Raw genomic sequence first — 24,003 nt, forward strand, 5'->3', positions numbered from 1 at the left:
GGCGGCGTCGGCGGCTGCCCGCAGACAAGAAGGCCCGGCCTCCCCTCAGAGAAGGGAGGCCGGGCCCGGGCGTTGCTTGGTTACTGCTTGCGCAGGCGGAACACCAAGGACAGGCCCTCGTCCGTGAACGGAGCCCCGTAGGTGTCGTCCGCCTCGCCCTGGGTGAAGTCCGTCGCCAGGACTTCGTCGGCGATCAGACCCGCGTGGTCGGTCAGGGCCGCGATCGTCGCCGGGTCCGTGGACGTCCAGCGCAGGGCGATCCGGTCGGCGACGTCGAGGCCGCTGTTCTTGCGGGCCTCCTGGATCAGGCGGATCGCGTCCCGGGCGAGGCCCGCGCGGCGCAGCTCCTCCGTGAGCTCCAGGTCGAGCGCCACCGTCGCGCCCGAGTCGGAGGCGACCGACCAGCCCTCGCGCGGCGTCTCCGTGATGATCACCTCGTCCGGAGCGAGGGTGATCGTCTCGCCGTCGACCTCCACCGACGCCGTGCCCTCGCGCAGCGCGAGGGACAGCGCGGCGGCGTCCGCGCCGGCGACGGCCTTCGCCACGTCCTGGACGCGCTTGCCGAACCGCTTGCCCAGCGCCCGGAAGTTGGCCTTCGCGGTCGTGTCGACCAGGGAGCCGCCGACCTCGCTCAGCGAGGCGAGGGACTCGACGTTCAGCTCCTCCGTGATCTGCGTGTGCAGCTCGGGGGAGAGCGCGTCGAAGCCCGCCACGGCGATCAGGGCGCGGCTGAGCGGCTGCCGGGTCTTGACGCCCGACTCCGCGCGCGTGGCGCGGCCCAGCTCGACCAGGCGGCGGACCAGGAGCATCTGCTTCGACAGCTCCGGGTCGATCGCCGTGAGGTCGGCCTCCGGCCAGGAGGACAGGTGGACCGACTCCGGGGCTCCCGGGGTGACCGGCACGACCAGGTCCTGCCACACCCGCTCGGTGATGAACGGGGTCAGCGGCGCCATCAGCTTGGTGACCGTCTCGACGACCTCGTGCAGGGTGCGCAGCGCTGCCTTGTCGCCCTGCCAGAAGCGGCGGCGGGAGCGGCGCACGTACCAGTTGGACAGGTCGTCGACGAACGCGGACAGCAGCTTGCCGGCGCGCTGGGTGTCGTACGCGTCCAGCGCCTGGGTCACCTGGTCGGTCAGCGCGTGCAGCTCGGAGAGCAGCCAGCGGTCCAGGACCGGGCGGTCGGCCGGGGCCGGGTCCGCCTCGCTCGGCGCCCAGCCCGAGGTGCGGGCGTACAGGGCCTGGAAGGCGACCGTGTTCCAGTACGTGAGGAGCGTCTTGCGGACGACCTCCTGGATGGTGCCGTGGCCGACCCGGCGGGCCGCCCAGGGCGAACCGCCGGCCGCCATGAACCAGCGGACCGCGTCGGCGCCGTGCTGGTCCATCAGCGGGATCGGCTGCAGGATGTTGCCCAGGTGCTTGGACATCTTGCGGCCGTCCTCGGCGAGGATGTGACCGAGGCAGACCACGTTCTCGTAGGACGACTTGTCGAAGACCAGCGTGCCGATCGCCATCAGCGTGTAGAACCAGCCCCGGGTCTGGTCGATGGCCTCGGAGATGAACTGCGCCGGGTAGCGGCTCTCGAACAGCTCCTTGTTCTTGTACGGGTAGCCCCACTGCGCGAACGGCATCGAACCCGAGTCGTACCAGGCGTCGATCACCTCAGGCACGCGCGTGGCCGTCCTGCCGCACCCGTCCTCGGGGCAGGCGAAGGTCACGTCGTCGATGAACGGGCGGTGCGGGTCCAGGGCCGACTGATCGGTGCCGGACAGCTCGGTCAGCTCCGTGCGGGAGCCGACGACCGTGAGGTGGTCCTCCTCGCAGCGCCAGATCGGCAGCGGGGTGCCCCAGTAGCGGTTGCGGGAGAGCGCCCAGTCGATGTTGTTGTTCAGCCAGTCTCCGTACCGGCCGTGCTTGACCGCCTCCGGGAACCAGTTGGTCTTCTCGTTCTCCTGGAGGAGGCGGTCCTTGACGGCGGTGGTGCGGATGTACCAGGACGGCTGCGCGTAGTAGAGCAGGGCCGTGTGGCAGCGCCAGCAGTGCGGGTAGCTGTGCTCGTAGGGGATGTGCTTGAACAGCAGGCCCCGGGTGTCCAGGTCCTCCGTCAGCTTCTCGTCGGCCTTCTTGAAGAAGACGCCGCCGACCAGCGGGACGTCCTCCTCGAAGGTGCCGTCGGGGCGGACCGGGTTGACCACGGGCAGGCCGTACGCGCGGCAGACCTTGAGGTCGTCCTCACCGAAGGCGGGGGACTGGTGGACGAGGCCGGTGCCGTCCTCGGTGGTGACGTACTCGGCGTTCACCACATAATGCGCGGGCGCCGGGAACTCCACCAGCTCGAAGGGGCGCCGGTACGTCCAGCGCTCCATCTCCGCGCCGGTGAAGGACTGCCCGGTGGTCTCCCAGCCCTCGCCGAGCGCCTTGGCCACCAGGGGCTCCGCGACGACCAGCTTCTCCTCGCCGTTCGTGGCGACGACGTAGGTGACCTCGGGGTGTGCGGCGACCGCGGTGTTGGAGACCAGGGTCCACGGGGTCGTCGTCCAGACGACCAGCGCGGCCTCGCCGGCCAGCGGGCCGGAGGTCAGCGGGAAGCGGACGTAGACGGACGGGTCGACGACCGTCTCGTAGCCCTGGGCCAGCTCGTGGTCGGACAGGCCGGTGCCGCAGCGGGGGCACCAGGGGGCGACGCGGTGGTCCTGGACCAGCAGGCCCTTGTCGAAGATCTCCTTCAGCGACCACCAGACGGACTCGATGTACTCCGGGTCCATCGTGCGGTACGGGTCCTGGAGGTCGGCCCAGTAGCCCATCCGGGTCGTGAGCTCTTCGAAGGCGTCGGTGTGGCGGGTCACCGACTCGCGGCACTTCGCGTTGAACTCGGCGATGCCGTACGCCTCGATGTCCTGCTTGCCGGAGAAGCCCAGCTCCTTCTCCACCGCCAGCTCCACCGGCAGGCCGTGGCAGTCCCAGCCGGCCTTGCGGCCCACGTGGTAGCCGCGCATCGTGCGGAAGCGGGGGAAGACGTCCTTGAAGACGCGCGCCTCGATGTGGTGGGCACCGGGCATGCCGTTGGCGGTGGGCGGGCCCTCGTAGAACACCCACTCGGGGCGGCCCTCGGACTGCTCCAGGCTCTTGGCGAAGATCTTCTGCTCACGCCAGAAGTCGAGCACCGCGTGTTCGAGCGCGGGCAGGTCGACCTGGGCGGGCACCTGGCGGTACTGCGGCTGCGTATTCAACGAGCTTCCTCCGGCGGACGTGCTGCCTTCCGTCGGAGGGACGAGAGCCGTGCTCCCGCGGTACCACCCTCCTTGGCCCGCCGGTGCGTCGTGTGCTCCGGTGAGCCCCCTCATTGGGGTCGCGAGCCGGTTCTACTCGCCGCGGCTGTCCTGCCACGGCTTTCTTCCGGCGGCTCCGGGGTGATCTTCACGTCGCGCTCGCCCCCGGGCTCACACCGTCCCCGGGTCGCTCTGGGCTGCTGACGCCGCTACTCGTCCCCATCCACGCTTTCCGCTGCGCCCAGTGTACGGCGCCGGGCGGACAGCGGCCGACCGGATTTCGTGTGACCCGAATGCCGCTGTCCCAGATACGGGTCCCGGGCGGCCCGGCCGGGGGCCTTCGGGCGGATTACCGGGCGGGGAGCTGGGCACAACGCATTCATGCTCGCCGCGCGGTGCACGGTGGGCGGGCGAGTCGGGCGGCGTGCCCCGTTGCCGCGGGACCGGAGTCGATTTATCGTCCCAGCACGATTCGCGCGCAAGATCACAATATGTGAAGGGGCCGCGGCCATGGTGGCGAAAAAGAAGACGACGGCCGCGAAGCAGAGCGCCGCCGAGGAGAGCGCCGCTGAGCAGGACCCGGAGAAGAAGGCGGCGGCGAGGACGAACCCGGCGAAGACGACCCCTGCGAAGAAGACCGCGGCGAAGAAGACCGCGGCGAAGAAGACCGCGGCGAAGAAGACCCCTGCGAAGAAGACCACGGAAACGAAGAGCACGGAAACGAAGACCACGGCAAAGAAGACCGCGGCGAGCGGAAGTGCTGCGAAGAAGAGCACGGCGAAGAAGAGCACGGCCAAGAAAGCGGGCGCGGCCGAGGCCGCGGAGCAGACGGGAGCCACGACGGTGGTTGCGAAGAAGACTCCTGGCACGGCCACGGCGGCCAAGACCGCTGTCCCCAAGGCCCGCGGCACCGCCGCGGACCCCGGCGAACTCGCGGTACGCCCCGGCGAGGAACCCTGGACGCCGGAAGAGGTCGAGGAGGCGCGCGGGGAGCTGCAGTCCGAGGCCGACCGGCTGCGCACCGAGATCGACTCCTCGGAGCGCTCGCTCCAGGGCATGATGCGCGACTCCGGCGACGGCGCCGGCGACGACGAGGCGGACACCGGCACCAAGAACATCACGCGCGAGCACGAACTGGCGCTGGCCGCCACCGCGCGCGACGTGCTCACCCAGACCGAGCGCGCCCTGGAACGCCTCGACGCGGGCACCTACGGCCTGTGCGAGAACTGCGGCAACCCGATCGGCAAGGCGCGGATGCAGGCCTTCCCGCGAGCCACCCTGTGCGTCGAGTGCAAGCAGAAGCAGGAGCGCCGGTACTGAGCAGCAGCCGGGACGGGAGGCGTGCCGTACCCTCGTCCTCAGTCAAGGACCTAGGCTGAGGGACTCACGTGGCAGAGGCGGAGCGCATCATCGGTACTCCGGACACCCCGGACGCGGCGGGGGACGGGCGGGAGCGGCCCGACGCCGAGCAGGAGCGGAAGCAGGAGCAGGCTCCGGAGCGCCCTCGGGGCAAGCGTCGGGTCGCCGTGCTGTTCGCGGTCGCGGTGTTCGCGTACCTGCTCGACCTGGTCAGCAAGATGATCGTGGTGGCGAAGCTGGAACACCACGAGCCGATCGAGATCATCGGCGACTGGCTGAGGTTCGCCGCGATCCGCAACGCGGGCGCGGCCTTCGGCTTCGGCGAGGCCTTCACGATCATCTTCACGGTGATCGCCGCGGCCGTGATCGTCGTGATCGCCCGCCTCGCCCGCAAGCTGCACAGCCTGCCGTGGGCGATCGCACTCGGCCTGCTGCTCGGCGGTGCCCTCGGCAACCTCACCGACCGGATCTTCCGCGCGCCCGGCGTCTTCGAGGGCGCGGTCGTGGACTTCATCGCGCCCAAGCACTTCGCCGTCTTCAACCTCGCCGACTCGGCGATCGTCTGCGGCGGCATCCTGATCGTGATCCTCTCCTTCCGGGGCCTGGACCCGGACGGGACCGTCCACAAGGACTGACCTCCACCGGGGCCCGGCCGTCCACAGGGACCGGGCGCGCGTTCGGGAGTGTCCGGGCCGTCCGGCATACTCGACGGGTGAGCACGATTCCCGAGATCCGTACCCTGCCCGTGCCCGACGGCCTGGAGGGCGAGCGCGTCGACGCCGCCATCTCCCGCATGTTCGGCTTCTCCCGCACCAAGGCCGCCGAGCTGGCGGCGGCGGGGAAGGTGCAGGTCGACGGATCGGTGGTCGGCAAGTCCGAGCGCGTCCACGGCGGTGCCTGGCTCGAGGTCGAGATGCCGCAGGCGCCCGCGCCCGTGCAGGTGGTCGCCGAGCCCGTCGAGGGCATGGAGATCGTGCACGACGACGACGACGTGGTCGTGATCGTCAAGCCGGTCGGCGTCGCCGCCCACCCGTCCCCCGGCTGGAACGGGCCGACCGTCATCGGCGGACTGGCCGCCGCCGGGTACCGCATCTCCACCTCCGGCGCCGCCGAGCGCCAGGGCATCGTGCACCGCCTCGACGTCGGCACCTCCGGTCTGATGGCGGTGGCCAAGTCGGAGCGCGCGTACACCTCGCTCAAGCGCCAGTTCAAGGAGCGCACGGTCGACAAGCGCTACCACACGCTCGTACAGGGCCACCCCGACCCGACCAGCGGCACCATCGACGCCCCCATCGGCCGCCACCCGCAGCACGACTACAAGTGGGCCGTCACCGCCGAGGGCAAGCCCTCCGTCACGCACTACGACCTCATCGAGGCCTTCCGCGCCGCCTCCCTGCTCGACGTGAAGCTGGAGACCGGCCGCACCCACCAGATCCGCGTCCACATGGCCGCCCACCGCCACCCCTGCGTCGGCGACCTGACCTACGGCGCGGACCCCACCCTCGCCAAGCGGCTGCGCCTGACCCGCCAGTGGCTGCACGCCGTACGCCTCGGCTTCGAGCACCCCGGCGACGGCCAGTGGGTGGAGTACGCCAGCGACTACCCCGAGGACCTCCAGCAGGCCCTCGACCAGGTCCGCGAGGAGACCTACGGATGAGCACCCCGAGCCGGGCCCCGGCCTACGAGGTGCGCGTCGCCGAGGACCCCGCCGACCGGGAGGCCTGCTTCGCGGTGCGCAAGGACGTGTTCGTCGCCGAGCAGAAGGTCCCCGAGGACATCGAGTACGACGCCTACGACGCCGCAGCCGTGCATCTCCTCGCGGTCCGGGCGGACGGCGTGCCGCTCGGCACCGGCCGGCTGCTGCACGGCGCGGCCGCCGCGGCGAAGAACGGTGACGGCGATCCGGCCGTCGGCTCCCTGGGCCGGCTCGCGGTGACCGCGGCGGCCCGCGGTCTCGGCGTCGGGGCCGCGCTGGTGCGGGCGATCGAGGACGCGGCACGCGCGCGTGGGCTCACCGCCGTGGACCTGCACGCGCAGACCCAAGCCCTGGGTTTTTACGAACGTTTGGGGTACCAGGCCTACGGACCCGAGTTCCCGGACGCCGGGATTCCGCACCGCGCGATGCGGCGACCCCTGTAGCCGGGGCGCCGAACGGGCTGGTGAGGGCGGTGGCGTGGCAGGCTTGAGGTCCGCCGTGTAACGCCGAAACCCACCGGAGCGGTGACCGTGGATCAGCTGGCCCTGTTGTTCATGCTGTTGCTCGGGGCCCTGCTGAGCGTCCCGATCGGTGACCGGCTCGGACTGCCGGCGCCGGTGCTGATGACGCTCCTCGGGATCGTCCTGGCCCTGCTCGACTTCGTGCCCAACGTCGACATCCCGCCCGAACTGATCCTGCCCGGACTGCTGCCGCCGCTGCTGTACGCCGCCGTGCGGCGCACGTCCTGGCGGCAGTTCGCGGCCAACAAACGCCCGATCTTCCTGCTCGCCGTCGCCCTGGTCTTCGTCACCATGGTCTGCGTGGCCTCCGTGGCCCACACGATCGTGCCGGGGCTGTCGCTCGCCGCCGCCTTCGCGCTGGGCGCGCTGGTGGCGCCGCCCGACCCGGTCGCCGCGACCGCCGTCGCCGGGCAACTGGGGCTGCCGCGGCGCCTGGTGTCGATCCTGGAGGGCGAGGGGCTCTTCAACGACGTGACGGCCATCGTCCTGTACCACGTCGCCATCGCCGCGGCGGTCGGCGGCTCCTTCTCGCCGTGGCAGGCGGGCTTCGACCTCGTACTGTCCGCCGTCGTCGCCGTCGCGATCGGGCTCGCCCTGGGCTGGGGCTCCAACAAGCTCATGAGCGTGCTGGGGGACCCGACGCTGCAGATCGGGCTGACCCTGCTGGTGCCGTTCGTGAGCTACGTCGCCGCCGACGAACTGCACGGCTCGGGCGTGCTCGCCGTGCTCACCACCGCCATGTTCCTCGCCGAGTACGCCTCGGACGCCGACGACGTGGTGACCCGGCTCGGCGGCCACACGGTCTGGGACGTGGTCGACACCCTGGTCACCGGGGTGGCCTTCGGCCTGATCGGACTCGAACTGCACAACGCCGTCCGCACCGCCTCCGGCCGGTGGACGGAACTGCTCGGCTGGGCGGCAGCGATCCTCGTCGTCGTCGTCCTGGTCCGGCTGCTGTGGCTGCTGCCGGCCACCTGGCTGACCCAGCGGCTGCACGCCAGGCGCGACCAGGACGAGGACATCCCGACGAGCTGGCGGGAGACCGTGGTCATGTGGTGGGCGGGGATGCGGGGCGTGGCCTCGGTCGCGCTGGCCCTGGCGATCCCGCTGGAGACGGACGACGGAGCGGCCTTCCCCCACCGGGAGGAGATCGTCTTCATCGCGTTCGGCGTGATCATGGGCACGCTGCTGCTGCAGGGTCTGACACTGCCCTGGCTGGTGGGCCGGCTCGGGGTACGGGCGGACACCGAGCGGGAGCAGGAGTTCGAGCGGGACCTCGCCCTGCGGGCGGCCCGGGCGGCCAAGCAGCGGCTCAAGGAGATCGAGTCGGTGGAGGAGCTGCCGGAAGAGCTGTCCGAGCAGATGCTGCGGCGCGCCTTCGACATCGGCATACGCATCAGCCCGGACCTCGGGGACGAGGAGCGCCGGGAGGCGCAGCGGCAACGGGCGCGCCGGATCAAACGCGTCCGGCGCATCCAGGGCGAGATGCTGAGCGCCGCCCGGCACGAGGTGCTGGCGGCCCGCAGCGAACCCGGCGCCGACCCGGAGATCGTCGACCGGGTCCTGCGCCACCTCGACGTACGCAGCCTGCGCTGACCCGCCTGCGCGGCCCCGCCCCGGTCACCTGCTCTTCGTCGGCCGTTCCGTGAAGTGGCGGGAGCCCCCGTCGGACGAGCGCCGGGAGTCCGCGTCGGGGGAGCGGCGGGCGTGCGGGAAGCCGTCGCGGAGCGGGCGCAGCGCCGCCTCCGCCGCGTTGATCCGCGGCAGTGCGTACGGGTGCTCGTCGGCCAGCCAGCGGATCATCCCCTCGCGGACCGTGACCCGTACCGTCCAGATGTCGTCCGCGTCCTTCGCCGTCACCAGGGCCCGCACCTCCATGGTGTTCGGGGTGGTGTCCGTGACGGTCAGGTTGTAGCTGCGCCCGTCCCAGGCCGGGCACTCGCGCAGCAGGTCACGCAGCCGCTCCCGCATCGCCTCCAGCGGCGCCGTGTGGTCGAGGTGCCAGTAGACGGTCCCGGTCATCTGCGGGGTGCCGCGCGACCAGTTCTCGAACGGCTTGGAGGTGAAGTACGACACCGGCATCGTGATCCGGCGCTCGTCCCAGGTGCGCACGGTCAGGTACGTCAGCGTGATCTCCTCGACGGTGCCCCACTCCCCGTCCACCACGACCGTGTCGCCCATGCGCACCATGTCGCCGAAGGCGATCTGGAACCCGGCGAACAGGTTGCCCAGCGTGGACTGGGCCGCCACACCGGCGACGATGCCGATGATCCCGGCCGAGGCCAGCAGCGAGGCGCCCGCCGCGCGCATCGCCGGGAACGTCAGCAGCATCGACGACACGGCGACCACGCCGACGACCGCCGTGACCACCCGCATGATCAACGACACCTGGGTCCGCACCCGCCGCACCCGGGCCGGATCCCGCTCGGCGTGGGCGTGGGCGTAACGGGAGTATGACGTCTCGACGACCGCCGCGGCGATCCGGACCACCAGCCAGGCCGCCGAGCCGATGAGCGCCAGCGTCAGCGTCCGGCCGACCCCCGTCTGGTGCTCGGGGAACACCTCGGCCTCGACGTACGAGCCTCTGAGCAGGCCCGCGCAGAGGACGATCTGGTAGGGCACGCGGGCGCGCCGCAGCAGCCCCCACAGCGGTGTCTCGGGGTGTCGTCCGTCGGCCTTGCACAGCAACAGGTCGGTCGCCCAGCCGATGACCAGGGTCAGCAGGACGGAGCCGCCGACCACGATCAGCGGGCGGAGTATGGTCTCCATCCCTCGAACGTAACCGGACGCGCGGCCCTGTGAACCTGTGACATACGTCCCGCCCGGGGCATCACCGCGCGCCGCGTTGTCACACCCGGCTGGCACCATGGCCTCATGAACATCGTGCTCTTTCACTCGACCCTCGGCCCGAGGCCCGCGGTGCGGCAGGCCGCCGACCGGCTGCGCGACGCCGGGCACCAGGTGTGGACCCCGGACCTGTACGAGGGCCGGACCTTCGACTCGGTCGAGGAGGGCATGGCCCATCAGGACGGGATCGGCCGGGAGGAGCTGCTGAAGCGCGCCGTGCTGGCCGCCGCGCCCTACTCCGAGCGGGGACTGGTGTACGCCGGGTTCTCGCTCGGCGCCTCCATCGCCCAGACCCTCGCCCTGGGCGATCACCGGGCGCGCGGACTGCTGCTCCTGCACGGCACCTCGGACATCGCGCCCAACGCCTCGGTGGACGAGCTGCCGGTCCAGCTGCACGTGGCCGAGCCGGACCCCTTCGAGACCGATGACTGGCTCAGCGCCTGGTACCTCCAGATGGGCCGGATCGGCGCCGACGTCGAGGTGCACAGATACGCCGGGGCCGGTCACCTCTACACCGACCCGGAGCTGCCCGACTACGACGCGGAGGCGGCCGAGGCCACCTGGCGGGTGGCGCTCGGCTTCCTCGAGTCCCTTCAGGAGGCTCAGACCGGGGCGTAGACGCGCTCGATGCGCTGCGTGCCGCTGCGCGTGCGGTAGGAGCGCGCCCACGCGGACGTGGCGTCCGCGTCGGTGCGGTCGGAGACGACGTAGTAGTCCATCTGCGCCCGGTCCGCGGTGATGTCCAGCACGCCGTAGCCGTGCCGGTCGGTGTCGACCCAGTGGACGTGCCGGTTCGCGGCCCGGATCACCGGCGCCGCGATCGCCGAGACGGTGCCCTCGTGGACCTTCACGATGTCGTCGAGGTTGTCGGAGGTCACCGACGTGACGACGAACTCCGTGGCCGCCGAGGCGGACAGCGGGTAGGTCCCGGCGTTGTACGGCACGTCGTTGGCCCACGCCATGTGGATGTCGCCGGTCAGGAACACGGTGTTGCGTATGGCGTGCGCGCGCAGGTGGGCCAGCAGTTCACGGCGGTCGTCGGTGTAGCCGTCCCACTGGTCGGTGTTGAGGGCGACGCCCTCCTTCGGCAGCCCGAGCAGCTCGGCGAGCGGCCCGAGCAGCGAGGCGGGCAGCGAGCCGATCGCGAACGGCGAGATCATCACCGGGTTGCCCACCAGCCGCCACGTGGCGTCGGAGGACGCGAGCCCGGCCTTGAGCCAGTCCAGCTGGGCACGGCCGGTGACGGTGCGGTCCGGGTCGTCGACCTCGCCGTTGCCGAGCGCCACCTGCTGCGAACGGAAGGAGCGCAGGTCGAGCAGCGACAGGTCGACCAGCTTGCCGAACCGCAGCCGCCGGTACGTGGTGCCGGCGATCGCCGGGCGCACCGGCATCCACTCGAAGTAGGCCCGCTTGGCGGCACTCTGACGCGCCGCCCAGCTCCCCTCGGCGCCCTCGGTGTGGTTCTCGGCGCCGCCCGACCAGGTGTCGTTGGCGATCTCGTGGTCGTCCCAGATCGCCACCACCGGAGCCGTGGCGTGCAGCGCCTGGAGGTCGGGGTCGGTCTTGTAACGGCCGTGGCGGGTCCGGTAGTCGGCGAGGGTGAGGATCTCGTGGGCCGGGGCGTGCGGACGCACGACGGTGTCGCGGGTGCCGTACTCGCCGGTGCCGTACTCGTAGATGTAGTCGCCCAGGTGCAGCCAGGCGTCCAGGTCGCCGCGGGCCGCGAGATGGCGGTACGACGAGAAGTACCCGGCCTCCCAGTTGGCGCAGGAGACCACGCCGAAGCGCAGGCCAGGGACGGCGGCGTCGTGCGCGGGGGCGGTGCGGGTGCGGGCGACGGGGGAGTCGGTGGGGCCGGCGGAGAAACGGAACCAGTAGTCCGTGGCGGGCGCGAGGCCGCGGACGTCCGCCTTGACGGTGTGGTCGGAGGCTGCCGTCGCGGTGACGGACCCCTTGGCGACGATGTTCGTGAGGGCCTTGTCCATGGCGAGGACCCAGTTCACCTCGGTGTCCGGGCCGGCCCCGGAGCCGGGTATGGCCTCGGGCGTCGGTGTCACCCGGGTCCACAGCAGGACGCCGTCGGGCAGGGGATCGCCGGAGGCGACGCCGTGCAGGAAGGCAGGGGCCGCGCCGGCCGCGCCCGCGGGCAGCGCCGCCGCGAGCGGGGCGGCCAGAACGGCACCGGCCGCCGCGGCCTTGACGACCGTACGGCGGCTCGGGGTGCGGACGTTCTCGGAGTTGTCGTTGGTTTCGGACGCTCTGTGTCGACTGGTCACGGCCGATCAGGTTACTGATCGGTATGCGCGCGAGTGGGCGAACTCGCAAAAGTTCGCCCACTCGTCAGATGACGATCACCGGAACCGGCGGAGTCACCGGGTCACTTGGTGACGCCCGCGTCCTTCAGGGCCTTCTGCCACGCGTCCGGCGTGCTCGGGGTCTCGATCACCTTGTCGTTGATCTTGACCGTCGGCGTCGACTCGACGCCCTCGGCCTTGTCGAAGGACTTGCTCATCCGCATCGCCCAGGCGTCGTAGGTGCCCTTCTCCACGGCGTTCTGGAACTTCTTGTTGTTCTTCAGGGCGTCCACCGAGTTCGCCACCTTGATCAGGTAGTCGTCCTTGGCGAACTCGTCGGTCGACTCCTCCGGGTGGTACTCGGTGGAGTACAGCGCGGTCTTGTAGTCGACGAACGCCTCGGGGCTGACGTTCAGCGCGGCGCCGAGCGCGCTCAGCGCGTTCTTCGAGCCCTCGCCGCCCAGGTTGCCGTCGAGGAACGTGCCGATGGTGAAGGAGAGCTTGTAGTCGCCGTCCTCCATGCCCTTGTTGACGGTCTCGCCGATGCTCTGTTCCATGGCCGCGCAGCCCGGGCAGCGCGGGTCCTCGTAGAGGTGGACGACATTGTCGGACTTGGACTCGCCCATGACGACCGTGGTGCCGTCCTTGCCCGAGGTGTTGGCCGGGGCCACCACCTCGGCCTCGGCGGCCTTGTCCCAGCCGGTGGGCTTGTTGTTCTGCACGACGGCGTAGCTGATGCCGCCGGCTATCGCCAGCACACCGACGATGGAGGCGGCCACGATGGCCTGCCGCTTGACCTTGTCGCGCTTGGCCTGACGCTCGCGCTCCTGGCGCAGGCGCTCACGGGCCGCCGTCTTCGCCGCCTGGCTGTTCCGCTTGCTCATGATGGTGATCTCTCCGGGGACGCGCACACGGGGGTGTGCGGAAGTACGTACGGGGGACTGCCGTGCTCGGTGGTGCTCGTGCGGCCCGCGGGCCGGGTCACACGGGGGCGACCACCGGGCGCGGCGGTCCGCGACGTCCCAGGGAGTGTGTGAGGATCCGCCGGCGGGCGCCGGCGGTGCGGCGGGCCGGGCGCGCCGGGCGGCGCACCGCCGGCGCCCGGCGTCCGCTCACGGCCGCGACCGCGAGCAGCAGCGGCCGGAAGGTGGTCGCGGCCACCGCGCCGAGCAACTGGGCCAGAGCCCGCTCGCCGCGCCGCAGCCAGGCCGCCGCCAGCAGCCCGACGCCGACGTGCGCGCCCAGCAGCAGCCAGGCCGTGCTGGGGCCGGCCTGGGCCAGCACCGACGCCATCCGGTCGGTCTCGGCCCCGGTCACCCGGGTCAGCGGCGCGGTCACCCCGGCGTGGATGCCGGTCCCGTCGCCGCACAGCACGTCGAAGCCGACCGAGCGCAGCGGGCCCGCGACCGGGCCGCCCGCCCGTCCGTAGCAGACGTGCTGGCCGGTGGTGAAGACCGTGTCGGCGGCCAGCTCCAGCGGGATCAGCAGGGCGGCGATCCGCCCGAAGCCGCGCTCGCGCCGCCCGGCCAGGGCGTACGCGATCAGGAACACGGCGGCGGCGACCGCCGCCACCGTGGGCAGGGGCAGCGGAACCCCGGACAGCAGCACGTGCGACGCGGTGCTGAGGGTCACGGCGAGTGCCGTGAACAGCGCCGCGCGTACGGCTCTGAGCGGGGTTCCGGATATGTCCATAGCAGTAGAAGAGTGTGTCACGGGGTCCGGTAAGGGACCCCTAAAGGGTTCCTGTGAGCGTAGCGACAGGCGGCGGGCTTGCTACAGGCCCGGGATCCGGCCGTTGCGGAACAGGTCGACGAAGGTCTGGTGGTCGGCACGCGCGCGTGCGCCGTACCGGTGCGCGAAGTCGACCAGCAGGGGCGCGAAGCCCTCCTCGTCGGCCGCGATCGCCGCGTCGATGGCCCGCTCGGTGGAGAACGGCACCAGGGACTCCCCGGACTGGTCGTCGGCCGCCGCGTGCATGGTGGCGGTGGCCCGGCCCAGGTCGGCGACGACCTCGGCGATCTCCTCCGGGTCGTCGATGTCGCCCCAGTCCAGGTCGACGGCGTACGGCGAGACCTCGGCGACCAGCTGGCCGGCGCCGTCCAGCTCGGTCCAGCCCAGCCACGGGTCGGCGTGCGCCTGCAGGGCGCGCTGGGAGATCACCGTGCGGTGGCCCTCGTGCTGGAAGTAGTCCCGGATCGCCGGGTCGGTGATGTGCTGGGAGACGGCCGGCGTCTGGGCCTGCTTGATGTAGATCACGACGTCGTTCTCCAGGGCGTCGCTGTTGCCCTCCAGCAGGATGTTGTACGAGGGCAGGCCGGCCGAGCCGATGCCGATGCCCCGGCGGCCGACGACGTCCTTGACGCGGTAGGAGTCAGGGCGGGCCAGGGAGGACTCGGGGAGCGTCTCCAGGTAGCCGTCGAAGGCCGCGAGCACCTTGTAGCGCGTGGCGGCGTCCAGCTCGATGGAGCCGCCGCCGGGGGCGAAGCGGCGCTCGAAGTCACGGATCTCGGTCATCGAGTCCAGCAGCCCGAAGCGGGTCAGCGAGCGGGCGACCCGCAGCGCGCCCAGCAGCGGCCCCTCCGCGGTGTCCAGGTTGAAGGGCGGCACCTCGTCGCTCTTGGCGCCGGTGGCCAGGGCGTGGATCCGCTCGCGGTACGCGCCCGCGTACACCCCCACCAGCTCGGTGATCTGCTCGTCGCTGAGCGCCTTCGCGTACCCGATCAGCGCGACGGAGGCGGCGAAGCGCTTGAGGTCCCAGGTGAAGGGGCCGACGTAGGCCTCGTCGAAGTCGTTGACGTTGAAGATCAGCCGCCCGGTGGAGTCCATGTACGTGCCGAAGTTCTCAGCGTGGAGGTCGCCGTGGATCCACACCCGGGAGGTCCGCTCGTCCAGGTAGGCGCCGCCCTGCTGATCACCGAACTCGGGGTCCTCGGTCAAATCGCGGTAAAAGAGACCTGCGGTGCCGCGGTAGAACGCGAAGGCCGAGGCCGCCATCTTCCGGAACTTCACGCGGAACGCCGCGGGATCCGCGGCCAGCAGCCGGCCGAAGGCGGTGTCGAAGACGGCGAGGATCTCCTCGCCGCGGTGCTCCTCGTTGAGCTGCGGGACCGACATGCCTGGTGCCTCCTGGTGCGGGTGGTGCCTGACGAGTGGAGCGGATCTCCACTCGGGCCAACGTTCGAAGGGGTGCGGGAGTGCCCGCCCCAGAAGGTACGCGTGGGGAGCCTCGGAGTGTCAGTCCCGAGGCATAGACTTCGACGCTGACCCCCCGGACCGACCGCAGCCCGTCGCCCGTCCGTCGTCCGCAGTTTTCTCAGGAGGCCGCACGTGACCAAGCCGCCGTTCACGCACCTGCACGTCCACACCCAGTACTCGCTGCTGGACGGTGCCGCGCGGCTCAAGGACTTGTTCGACGCCTGCAACGAGATGGGCATGACGCACATCGCCATGTCCGACCACGGCAACCTGCACGGGGCGTACGACTTCTTCCACTCCGCGCAGAAGGCCGGGGTCACCCCGATCATCGGGATCGAGGCGTACGTCGCCCCCGAGTCCCGCCGCAACAAGCGCAAGATCCAGTGGGGCCAGCCGCACCAGAAGCGGGACGACGTCTCCGGTTCGGGCGGTTACACCCACAAGACCATGTGGGCGACGAACAGCACCGGCCTGCACAACCTCTTCCGCCTCTCCTCCGACGCCTACGCCGAGGGCTGGCTGCAGAAGTGGCCCCGGATGGACAAGGAGACCATCAGCCAGTGGTCCGAGGGCATCGTCGCCTCCACCGGCTGCCCCTCCGGCGAGGTGCAGACCCGGCTGCGGCTCGGCCACTTCGACGAGGCCCTGAAGGCGGCCGCCGACTACCAGGACATCTTCGGCAAGGACCGCTACTTCCTGGAGCTGATGGACCACGGCATCGAGATCGAGCACCGGGTCCGCGACGGACTGCTGGAGATCGGCAGGAAGCTCGGCATCCCGCCGCTGGTGACCAACGACTCGCACTACACCTACGCGCACGAGGCGACCGCCCACGACGCGCTGCTGTGCATCCAGACCGGCAAGAACCTCTCCGACCCGGACCGCTTCCGCTTCGACGGCACCGGCTACTACCTGAAGTCGACGGACGAGATGTACGCCGTCGACTCCTCCGACGCCTGGCAGGAGGGCTGCGCCAACACCCGCCTGGTCGCCGAGATGGTCGACACGACCGGCATGTTCGAGAAGCGCGACCTCATGCCGAAGTTCGACATCCCCGAGGGCTTCACCGAGGTCACCTGGTTCCAGGAGGAGGTCCGCCGCGGGATGGAGCGCCGCTTCGCGGGCCAGGTCCCCGAGGATCGCCAGAAGCAGGCCGAGTACGAGATGGACGTCATCATCCAGATGGGGTTCCCGGGCTACTTCCTCGTGGTCGCCGACTTCATCATGTGGGCCAAGAAGCAGGGCATCGCGGTCGGCCCCGGCCGAGGCTCCGCGGCCGGTTCGATCGTGGCGTACGCGATGGGCATCACCGACCTCGACCCCATCCCGCACGGTCTGATCTTCGAGCGGTTCCTGAACCCCGAGCGCGTCTCCATGCCCGACGTCGACATCGACTTCGACGAGCGCAGGCGCGTCGAGGTGATCAGGTACGTGACCGAGAAGTACGGCGCCGACAAGGTCGCCATGATCGGCACGTACGGCAAGATCAAGGCGAAGAACGCCATCAAGGACTCCGCGCGCGTGCTGGGCTACCCGTACGCGATGGGCGACCGGCTCACCAAGGCCATGCCCGCCGACGTCCTCGGCAAGGGCATCGACCTCAACGGCATCACCGACCCGACCCACCCGCGTTACAGCGAGGCCGGCGAGATCCGCTCGATGTACGAGAACGAGCCGGACGTGAAGAAGGTCATCGACACCGCCAAGGGCGTCGAGGGCCTGGTGCGGCAGATGGGCGTGCACGCGGCCGGCGTCATCATGTCCAGCGAGCCCATCGTCGACCACGCCCCGATCTGGGTGCGGCACACCGACGGCGTGACCATCACGCAGTGGGACTACCCGCAGTGCGAGTCGCTCGGCCTGCTGAAGATGGACTTCCTCGGCCTGCGCAACCTCACGATCATGGACGACGCCGTCAAGATGGTGAAGTCCAACAAGGGCATCGACCTCGACCTGCTGTCGCTGCCGCTGGACGACCCCACGACCTTCGAACTGCTGCAGCGCGGCGACACGCTCGGCGTCTTCCAGTTCGACGGCGGCCCCATGCGCTCCCTGCTGCGGCTGATGAAGCCCGACAACTTCGAGGACATCTCCGCCGTCTCCGCGCTCTACCGTCCCGGCCCCATGGGCATGGACTCGCACACCAACTACGCGCTGCGCAAGAACGGGCTCCAGGAGATCACGCCGATCCACAAGGAGCTGGAGGAGCCCCTCCAGGAGGTCCTCGCGGTCACCTACGGCCTGATCGTCTACCAGGAGCAGGTGCAGAAGGCCGCCCAGATCATCGCGGGCTACTCGCTCGGCGAGGCCGACATCCTGCGCCGCGTGATGGGCAAGAAGAAGCCCGACGAACTGGCGAAGAACTTCGTCCTCTTCCAGGCCGGAGCCAGGAAGAACGGCTACAGCGACGAGGCCATCCAGGCGCTGTGGGACGTACTGGTCCCCTTCGCCGGCTACGCCTTCAACAAGGCGCACTCGGCCGCGTACGGCCTGGTCTCGTACTGGACCGGATACCTGAAGGCGAACTACCCGGCCGAGTACATGGCCGCCCTGCTCACCTCGGTCAAGGACGACAAGGACAAGTCGGCCGTCTACCTGAACGAGTGCCGGCGCATGGGCATCAAGGTTCTGCCGCCCAACGTCAACGAGTCCATGTCGAACTTCGCCGCACAGGGCGACGACGTGATCCTCTTCGGCCTCTCCGCCGTGCGCAACGTCGGCACCAACGTCGTCGAGTCGATCATCAGGTGCCGCAAGGCCAAGGGGAAGTACGCGTCCTTCCCCGACTACCTGGACAAGGTCGAGGCGGTCGTCTGCAACAAGCGGACGACTGAATCGCTGATCAAGGCCGGCGCCTTCGACGAGATGGGGCACACCCGCAAGGGCCTCACCGCGCAGTACGAACCGATGATCGACAACGTGGTCGCGGTCAAGCGCAAGGAGGCCGAGGGCCAGTTCGACCTCTTCGGCGGCATGGGCGACGAGCAGAACGACGAGCCGGGCTTCGGACTCGACGTCGTCTTCGGCGAGGACGAGTGGGACAAGACCTATCTCCTCGCCCAGGAGCGGGAGATGCTCGGCCTCTACGTCTCCGACCACCCGCTCTTCGGCCTGGAGCACGTGCTGTCCGACAAGGCCGACGCGGGCATCTCCCAGCTCACCGGCGGTGACTTCGGCGACGGCGCGGTCGTCACCATCGGCGGCATCATCTCCGGCCTCCAGCGCAAGATGACCAAGCAGGGCAACGCCTGGGCCATCGCCACCGTCGAGGACCTCGCGGGCTCGCTGGAGTGCATGTTCTTCCCGGCGACCTATCAGCTGGTGTCCACGCAACTCGTCGAGGACGCCGTGGTGTTCGTCAAGGGCCGCCTCGACAAGCGGGAGGACGTGCCCCGGCTGGTCGCGATGGAGCTGATGATCCCCGACCTGTCCAACGCGGGCGCCAACGCGCCCGTCGTGCTCACCATCCCGGCCACCCGCGTCACTCCGCCGATGGTCAGCAGGCTCGGTGAGATCCTCACCCACCACCGGGGCGACAGCGAGGTGCGGATCAAGCTGCAGGGGCCGACGAAGACGACGGTGCTGCGTCTGGACCGGCACCGGGTGAAGCCCGATCCGGCCCTGTTCGGCGACCTGAAGGTGCTGCTCGGTCCGTCCTGCCTGGCGGGCTGAGCGGGTTCGGCGGGTTCGGAGAAAGCGAGCGAGGGGCGCTCCCGGTTGCCGGGTGCGCCCCTCGTCGTGCGGGGGGCCGCGACGGCCCGTACCGCGGATGTCAGTTGTGGCCGAAGCGCTTCTGCCGCTTGCGGGAGGCCGCGTCGCCGGGCGTCGTCAGCTGCGGGGAGTGCTGCTCCTCGCGGTCCAGTACGGCCGACTCGGCGGCCTGCGGGGAGCGCTCGGACCGGGGCTGCTTACGATCACGGTTGTTCTTGTTCTTGGCCATGGTGATCTACCTCCTGAGGGGGATCTAGGGGCCAGGGCCGAAACCAGATTCACATAGGCCAACAAAGAACGCATATCGGGCAATTACCGTCCGTGACGCGGCCGGGCAGGGTGCGGAGCGCCGAAACGCCACGCCGAAGATCGAGTTCGGGCCGTTAACCTCCGCGTGGTCGGGCAGACTCGAAGGAAGCCCGAAGCAAACCTCCCGGAAAGAGGGTGGATCGCGTGGACCGCTGCATCGTCCTGGTGGACGCCGGGTATCTGCTGGGGGCCGCCGCGAGTCTCCTGGCAGGAGAGCCCTCGCGCTCGCGCATCACCGTCGATCACGCCGCCCTCATCCAGGGGTTGCGCGACCGCGCCGAATCCGACACGCAGCAGCCCCTGCTGCGCATCTACTGGTTCGACGGCGCCCCCGACCGCGTCCCGCAGCCCGAACACCGCCGCCTGCGTGTGATGCCCCGGGTCACCGTCCGGCTCGGCGCCCTCACGCGCAGTGACGGGCGCTGGGCCCAGAAGGGCGTGGACGCCGCCATGCACGCCGAACTGACCGAGCTGGCCCGCAACCGCGCCTGCTCCGACGTCGTCCTGGTCACCGGCGACGGCGACCTGCTGCCCGGCATGATGGCCGCCAAGGAACACGGCGTCGCCGTCCACCTGTGGGCCGTACAGGCCGCCGACGGCGACTACAACCAGTCCGAGGACCTGGTCGCCGAGGCCGACGAACGCCGCGTCCTCGACCGTGTGTGGATCACCAAGGCCGTACGCGCCAAGGAGGTCGGCGGCATCTGCGCGCCGCCGCCCGTGCCCCGCCCCGAGATCGCCGCGATCCTCTCCGCGCCGCTGCCCGAGTCCGCCCTCTCCGCCGCCGGCCGGCGGTCCACCGAGGCGCCCGAGCACCCCACCACGGCCGCCGCCGGGCCGGCCGGCACCGACGAGCGGGTACCGCCCGCCAAGGGCGTCCCCACCCCCAAGGACCTCGCCGCCCTGCGGGCCCCCGGCGCCCACCCCGCCCCGCAGCCGGCCAACGCCACCCTGCGCTGGTCCTCCGACAAGGGCTGGGTCGACCGGCCCGCCGCCGAGCCGTCCGAGGCCGCATCGCTGCCGACGCTCGCCCAGCTCACCACGGCCGAGCAGCGCTGGGCGGATCGCGAGGAGGACATCACCACCGTCGGCGGCGACCCGTACGAGGTCGGGCAGGTCTTCGCCCGCCGCTGGCTCGAACGCCTCGGCGACCACGGCCACCTGCAGAAACTGTCCGGGATGTACCCGCGCATCCCGCACCGCGTCGACGGTGAACTGCTGCGCTACGCGGCCCGCTTCGGGCTGCTCGCGCACAAGGACGACCAGATCGACGAGCACGACCGGTACGCGATCCGGGCCGGATTCTGGCGGGAGGTCGACGTGCGGACGGCGACCGAACGCACGCCCGCGGCGGAGTGAGACGCTCCGGCGTGCTGTGCGGCTCCCCGGCCGGACCGGCACTGGCCGAATCGACACTTATGCGCGGACCCGGGAGCGGGCCGGGGCGACCGACCCCGTAGTCTCCTCCCTTGTGAGTACGCGCGCGGCACAGGCATCTCGACCCGGTGGCGATGCCGTGTGCGTGGTGCGCGAACTGACGAAGACCTACCCGGCCGTGCGCGGCCGGCGCGGCGCTCCGGCCACCCCCGAGGTACGGGCCACCGACGACGTCACCCTGGACATCCGGCGCGGCGAGATCTTCGGACTGCTCGGACCCAACGGCGCCGGCAAGTCCACACTCGTCCGCCAGCTCACCGGGCTGATGCGGCCCGACGGCGGCAGCGTGGAGATCCTCGGGCACGACATCGTGCGCCATCCGGAGCGGGCCGCGCGGATCCTCGCCTACCTGGGCCAGGAGTCCAGTGCCCTGGACGAGCTGACCGTGTCGCTCGCCGCCGAGACCACCGGGCGGCTGCGCGGCCTCGAGGTGCGCCGGGCCCGCGCCGAGCGGGACGCCGTGCTCGAGGAACTGGGCCTGACCGGCCTCGCCGCCCGCCCGATCAAGAAGCTCTCCGGCGGCCAGCGCCGCCTGGCCTGCTTCGCCGCCGCGCTGGTGGGGGAGCGCCCGCTGCTCGTCCTGGACGAGCCGACCACCGGCATGGACCCGGTGGCCCGGCGCGCGGTGTGGTCGGCCGTCGACCGGCGGCGCGCCGAACAGGGCACCACCGTGCTGCTCGTCACCCACAACGTCATCGAGGCCGAGACCGTGCTCGACCGGGTCGCCGTCCTCGACCGGGGCCGCGTGATCGCCTGCGACACGCCCTCCGGGCTCAAGGAGAAGGTCGCCGGAGAGGTCCGCGTCGACCTGGTGTGGCGCGAGAGCGCGCCGCTGAACGTCCCGGAGGTGGCCGCCCTGCGCGACCGCGTCGTCGAGTCGGGGCGCCGCTGGACGCTGCGGCTCGCCCCCGAGGAGGCCCGCGCGGTCGTCGCCACCGTCACCGGCGGCGCCGCCTTCGCCGCCCTGGACGACTTCACCCTGGCCACGCCCAGCCTGGAGGACGTGTACCTGGCGCTGGGCGGCGCCGCGCGGCAGGGGCTGGTGAGGGCGTGAGCGCGCGAGCGGTGAGCGCACCGGCCGCGGCATCCGTACCCGTCGGGGCGACCGCACCCGTTCGGGCGACCGCTTCGAACGACCCTAGCGAAGGGGAGCAGCGCGACGTGAGTGTCGTACCCGCCGATGCCCTGCAGGGTGCTGCCCCGGCAGCCGAGGGGCACGTGGCCGGCCCGGCCGAGCTGGGGCCCAGGGCACGGCTGTGGCCCTCCCTGGCGGCCGTGTACCGGGCGCAGCTGTCCCGGGCGCGGGTCGCGCGCATCCCGCTGCTGTTCGTGGCGACCTTCCAGTCGATCGGCATCATGATCCTGATGCGGGGCGTCGTGGACGGCGGCGGCGAGGCGCGGGCCGTGGTCGCCGGGTCGGCGGTGCTCGTCGTGGCCTTCGTCGCGCTGAACCTCCTCGCCCAGTACTTCGGGCAGCTGCGCGCGAGCGGCGGCCTCGACCACTACGCGACGCTGCCGGTGCCGCCCGCCGCGGTGGTGCTGGGCGCGGCGGGCGCGTACGCGTCCTTCACCGCGCCCGGGACCGTGGTGACGGCGGTGTTCGGCTGCCTGCTGTTCGACCTCCCGATGACCCACCTGTGGGTGCTGCTGGCCGTGATCCCGCTGGCGGGCGCCGCCCTCGCCGGGCTGGGCGCGGCGCTGGGCCTGCTCGCCCCCCGGCCCGAGTTCGCCACGCTCCTCGGCCAGCTCGGCATGTCGGCGGCCCTGCTGCTCGGCGTGCTGCCGCCCGAACGGATGCCGCAGGTGGTGCGCCTGGCCCGGGACCTGCTGCCGTCCACGTACGGTGTGGAGGCCTTCGCGCGCACGTTCGGCGGACGGCCCGACTGGGGCTTCGTCCTCGGCGACCTCGCGGTGTGCGCCGCGGTCGGGGTGATCTCGCTGGCCGTGGCCACCTGGGCGTACCGCCGGGCCGCCGTCCGGTGACGCGCCGCACAGGCGGGTTTGGCACGATGGCACGGTGACCGCACCCTTGACCCCGCCACCGCCGCCGAACGAACGCTCGTCGTACCAGGGCGGGCCGGTGCCGCCGCCCGTCGGCGCGCACGCTGTGGGCGCCGCGCCCGGCGGCCCGTACGACTTTCACGGTGACCCTCATGGCGAACAGGACGGCCCCGGGATGTTGAAGGAAGTGCGGCAGGCCGCCGTGACCGTGGTGGCGGTCGCGCTCTTCGGCGCGCTGCTGGGCGTGCTGTGGTGGAAGCTGGCGCCGAGCGTGCCGCTGGTGGGCGACGTGGTCGGCGGCAGCTGGGTCGTCTACCTCAAGGACTCCGAGGGTGAGCAGGCGATCGGCGTCGACGGAACGTTCACGCTGCTCGCGCTGGCGTTCGGGGCGCTCAGCGCGGTCGTGGTCTTCCTGCTGCGGCGGCGCGGGGGTGTGCCGCTGGTGGTGGCCCTCGGCGTCGGCGGGCTGCTCGGGTCGCTGCTGGCGTGGCGGCTCGGGGTGTGGCTCGGGCCGACGCAGGACGTGATCGCGCACGCCAAGGACGTGGGCAAGGGGGTGACGTTCTCCGCCCCGCTGAAGCTGGGGGCGAAGGGCGTGCTGCTGGCGTGGTCGTTCGCGGCGCTGGTGGTCCATCTGGGGCTGACGGGACTGTTCGGGCCCCGGGACCCGGAGCCCGATCCCTGGCCGGCACCTGGGCAGTTTCCGTCGGCGCCGTACGGGGACAAGTCGGCCTAGGCGGGGCGGCGGCCGTGGTTCGCCCGGCCCTTCTCGGTGCGCCACCGGCGTTCGCGCGTTCGTTTCGGCATGTCCTGTCCGATCAGCCGGCAACGGGACGTCCGTCGAGGGGTCAGGCACGGCCGATCGGGGCCAGGACCGCGTCCGTGAGCTTGGCGAGGTCGTCGGGGGACAGCTCGACCTCCAGGCCGCGGCGGCCCGCCGAGACACAGATCGTGGCGTGGTCCGGGGCCGAGGCGTCCAGGACCGTCGCGAGCCGCTTGCGCTGGCCCAGCGGGGAGATGCCGCCGCGCACATAGCCCGTGGTGCGCTCGGCCAGGGCCGGGTCGGCCATCGCGGCGCGCTTGCCGCCGACCGCGGCCGCCAGCGCCTTGAGGTCCAGCTGACCCGCCACGGGCACCACCGCGACCGTCAGGGCGCCGTCGACGTCCGCCACCAGCGTCTTGAACACCCGCTCCGGGGAGACGCCCATCGCCTCGGCCGCCTCCTCGCCGTAGGACGGGTGGGCCGGGTCGTGCTCGTAGGCGTGGACCGTGTACGTCACCCCGGCCGCCGTGAGCGCCACCGTCGCGGGCGTGCCGCCGGACTGCTGCTGCTTCTTGTTCGCCTTGCTCGGCTTCTTCGCCATGCG

Annotated in this window: 19 protein-coding genes; 11 read left to right on the forward strand and 8 right to left on the reverse strand. The window is 71.3% G+C overall.

Features of this window, described 5'->3' with window-relative positions:
• Positions 1–80: 80 nt before the first annotated feature.
• Positions 81–3,227: an isoleucine--tRNA ligase gene (ileS, locus tag ABS735_RS07285; RefSeq protein WP_373902041.1), complete on the reverse strand. Its 3,147-nt coding sequence runs from the start codon at positions 3,225–3,227 to the stop codon at positions 81–83.
• A 549-nt stretch (positions 3,228–3,776) separates the two neighbouring features.
• Between ileS and ABS735_RS07290 the strand changes: the two genes are divergently transcribed.
• From ABS735_RS07290 to ABS735_RS07310, 5 genes are all read left to right on the forward strand, one after another.
• Positions 3,777–4,586: a TraR/DksA family transcriptional regulator gene (locus ABS735_RS07290; RefSeq protein ID WP_373902042.1), complete on the forward strand. Its 810-nt coding sequence runs from the start codon at positions 3,777–3,779 to the stop codon at positions 4,584–4,586.
• A 68-nt stretch (positions 4,587–4,654) separates the two neighbouring features.
• On the forward strand, positions 4,655–5,260 hold the full coding sequence (lspA, locus tag ABS735_RS07295; protein WP_373902043.1) for a signal peptidase II: 606 nt from the start codon (positions 4,655–4,657) through the stop codon (positions 5,258–5,260).
• A gap of 77 nt (positions 5,261–5,337) precedes the next feature.
• Entirely contained in the window at positions 5,338–6,282 is a 945-nt protein-coding gene (locus ABS735_RS07300; protein ID WP_373902044.1) for an RluA family pseudouridine synthase, read from the forward strand.
• Positions 6,279–6,764 carry a GNAT family N-acetyltransferase gene (locus ABS735_RS07305; protein WP_373902045.1) on the forward strand — a complete coding sequence of 162 codons (486 nt, stop codon included), beginning with the start codon at positions 6,279–6,281 and terminating at the stop codon, positions 6,762–6,764. The genes ABS735_RS07300 and ABS735_RS07305 overlap by 4 nt, the downstream gene beginning before the upstream one ends.
• 87 nt (positions 6,765–6,851) lie before the next feature.
• Positions 6,852–8,438, forward strand: a complete 1,587-nt coding sequence (locus ABS735_RS07310; protein WP_373902046.1) for a Na+/H+ antiporter — start codon at positions 6,852–6,854, stop codon at positions 8,436–8,438.
• A gap of 24 nt (positions 8,439–8,462) precedes the next feature.
• Here the strand turns inward: ABS735_RS07310 and ABS735_RS07315 are convergent, their stop codons facing one another.
• Positions 8,463–9,611, reverse strand: coding sequence for a mechanosensitive ion channel family protein (locus tag ABS735_RS07315; protein WP_373902047.1), 1,149 nt, complete (start codon positions 9,609–9,611; stop codon positions 8,463–8,465).
• A gap of 60 nt (positions 9,612–9,671) precedes the next feature.
• Here ABS735_RS07315 and ABS735_RS07320 point away from each other — a divergent pair, with 60 nt between their 5' ends.
• A complete protein-coding gene (locus ABS735_RS07320) occupies positions 9,672–10,307 on the forward strand; it encodes a dienelactone hydrolase family protein (protein WP_373902326.1) in 636 nt (211 codons plus the stop codon).
• Here the strand turns inward: ABS735_RS07320 and ABS735_RS07325 are convergent.
• The 4 genes from ABS735_RS07325 to ABS735_RS07340 form a co-directional block, all read right to left on the reverse strand.
• Positions 10,292–11,965, reverse strand: coding sequence for an alkaline phosphatase D family protein (locus tag ABS735_RS07325; protein WP_373902048.1), 1,674 nt, complete (start codon positions 11,963–11,965; stop codon positions 10,292–10,294). The genes ABS735_RS07320 and ABS735_RS07325 overlap by 16 nt on opposite strands.
• 101 nt (positions 11,966–12,066) lie before the next feature.
• The gene (locus tag ABS735_RS07330) at positions 12,067–12,867 is read right to left on the reverse strand and encodes a DsbA family protein (protein ID WP_373902049.1); all 801 of its coding nucleotides are present in this window, start codon (positions 12,865–12,867) and stop codon (positions 12,067–12,069) included.
• A gap of 97 nt (positions 12,868–12,964) precedes the next feature.
• Positions 12,965–13,675, reverse strand: coding sequence for a hypothetical protein (locus ABS735_RS07335; protein ID WP_373902050.1), 711 nt, complete (start codon positions 13,673–13,675; stop codon positions 12,965–12,967).
• 81 nt (positions 13,676–13,756) lie between these two features.
• Complete coding sequence (locus tag ABS735_RS07340) at positions 13,757–15,097, reverse strand: DUF2252 domain-containing protein (RefSeq protein ID WP_373902051.1); 1,341 nt, start codon at positions 15,095–15,097, stop codon at positions 13,757–13,759.
• A gap of 213 nt (positions 15,098–15,310) precedes the next feature.
• Between ABS735_RS07340 and dnaE the strand changes: the two genes are divergently transcribed.
• Complete coding sequence (gene dnaE, locus ABS735_RS07345) at positions 15,311–18,850, forward strand: DNA polymerase III subunit alpha (RefSeq protein ID WP_373902052.1); 3,540 nt, start codon at positions 15,311–15,313, stop codon at positions 18,848–18,850.
• A 100-nt stretch (positions 18,851–18,950) separates the two neighbouring features.
• On the opposite strand, the gene ABS735_RS07350 is transcribed toward dnaE, so the two are convergent.
• A complete protein-coding gene (locus tag ABS735_RS07350) occupies positions 18,951–19,118 on the reverse strand; it encodes a hypothetical protein (protein WP_373902053.1) in 168 nt (55 codons plus the stop codon).
• Positions 19,119–19,342: 224 nt separating this feature from the next.
• On the opposite strand from ABS735_RS07350, the gene ABS735_RS07355 reads away from it, so the two are divergent.
• The 4 genes from ABS735_RS07355 (at position 19,343) to ABS735_RS07370 (ending at position 23,372) form a co-directional block, all read left to right on the forward strand.
• Entirely contained in the window at positions 19,343–20,557 is a 1,215-nt protein-coding gene (locus ABS735_RS07355) for an NYN domain-containing protein (protein WP_373902054.1), read from the forward strand.
• A 157-nt stretch (positions 20,558–20,714) separates the two neighbouring features.
• A complete protein-coding gene (locus ABS735_RS07360; protein WP_373902055.1) occupies positions 20,715–21,689 on the forward strand; it encodes an ABC transporter ATP-binding protein in 975 nt (324 codons plus the stop codon).
• Between the two features lie 107 nt (positions 21,690–21,796).
• The gene (locus ABS735_RS07365) at positions 21,797–22,618 is read left to right on the forward strand and encodes an ABC transporter permease (protein WP_373902056.1); all 822 of its coding nucleotides are present in this window, start codon (positions 21,797–21,799) and stop codon (positions 22,616–22,618) included.
• A gap of 34 nt (positions 22,619–22,652) precedes the next feature.
• A complete protein-coding gene (locus tag ABS735_RS07370) occupies positions 22,653–23,372 on the forward strand; it encodes an AAA family ATPase (protein ID WP_373902057.1) in 720 nt (239 codons plus the stop codon).
• Positions 23,373–23,484: 112 nt separating this feature from the next.
• Here the strand turns inward: ABS735_RS07370 and ybaK are convergent, their stop codons facing one another.
• On the reverse strand, positions 23,485–24,000 hold the full coding sequence (gene ybaK, locus ABS735_RS07375) for a Cys-tRNA(Pro) deacylase (RefSeq protein WP_373902058.1): 516 nt from the start codon (positions 23,998–24,000) through the stop codon (positions 23,485–23,487).
• Positions 24,001–24,003: the final 3 nt, after the last annotated feature.

The organism is Streptomyces sp. MMCC 100 (assembly GCF_041538145.2).
Taxonomy (GTDB): Bacteria; Actinomycetota; Actinomycetes; order Streptomycetales; family Streptomycetaceae; genus Streptomyces.

Excerpts from the sequence above, each read along its gene's own strand:
- ABS735_RS07290 (WP_373902042.1), top strand. The coding sequence starts at position 3,777 with ATGGTGGCGAAAAAGAAGACGACGGCCGCGAAGCAGAGCGCCGCCGAG.
- ABS735_RS07305 (WP_373902045.1), top strand. The coding sequence starts at position 6,279 with ATGAGCACCCCGAGCCGGGCCCCGGCCTACGAGGTGCGCGTCGCCGAG.
- ABS735_RS07315 (WP_373902047.1), bottom strand. The coding sequence starts at position 9,611 with ATGGAGACCATACTCCGCCCGCTGATCGTGGTCGGCGGCTCCGTCCTG.
- ABS735_RS07330 (WP_373902049.1), bottom strand. The coding sequence starts at position 12,867 with ATGAGCAAGCGGAACAGCCAGGCGGCGAAGACGGCGGCCCGTGAGCGC.
- ABS735_RS07335 (WP_373902050.1), bottom strand. The coding sequence starts at position 13,675 with ATGGACATATCCGGAACCCCGCTCAGAGCCGTACGCGCGGCGCTGTTC.
- ABS735_RS07340 (WP_373902051.1), bottom strand. The coding sequence starts at position 15,097 with ATGTCGGTCCCGCAGCTCAACGAGGAGCACCGCGGCGAGGAGATCCTC.
- ABS735_RS07350 (WP_373902053.1), bottom strand. The coding sequence starts at position 19,118 with ATGGCCAAGAACAAGAACAACCGTGATCGTAAGCAGCCCCGGTCCGAG.
- ybaK (WP_373902058.1), bottom strand. The coding sequence starts at position 24,000 with ATGGCGAAGAAGCCGAGCAAGGCGAACAAGAAGCAGCAGCAGTCCGGC.